The sequence below is a fragment of the Stenotrophomonas sp. HMWF003 genome (genome assembly GCF_003061285.1).
Lineage (GTDB): Bacteria > Pseudomonadota > Gammaproteobacteria > Xanthomonadales > Xanthomonadaceae > Stenotrophomonas > Stenotrophomonas maltophilia_AP.
Genome location: NZ_QAIW01000416.1, coordinates 9755 through 10312, shown reverse-complemented (window position 1 = coordinate 10312; position 558 = coordinate 9755).

Genomic DNA, 558 nt, shown 5'->3' with positions numbered 1-558 from the left:
AACCAACCCCCCCAAATTCCCGACCCAGCATCGACGCCCCAGGCATCTCGAGATTCATCAGGCACAGCCACCCATGGGGTGGCTCTACCGGGGTAGACCGGGGTCTGTCGGGGCGTGGTGCGGGTGGGTTTACGGGACCGTTGGGCGCCATGGATGGCGCTCACGAGCTTACATGGACGTACTTGCAGCGTGTCCCGTAAACCCACCCGCGCCGCGCCAACCAGCCAAACCCGCAGCCCAAGGCCGTTGCAGTTGCACTTGCTGTTGCAGTTGCAGTTGCACTTGCTCTTGATCCCGCTCCAACGCCTCTAAAAAAGAAAAAACACCCAACCCTGACACCATCCTTACCAATGCTTCGCACCCCCTGCACGATGAACAGGCAAGGATGGAGCACGTGAACACTGTCGACTCCCCTGCCCCATCCCCCGTGTCGCGCCGTTGGCGCTGGCGTCGTCCCGGCAAACGCGGACAGCGTTGGCTGGCGATCCTCGTCTTCCTCTTCGCCGCCATCCTCCTGCTGATCGCGCTGTGGGACTGGAACTGGTTCAAAGGCCCCGT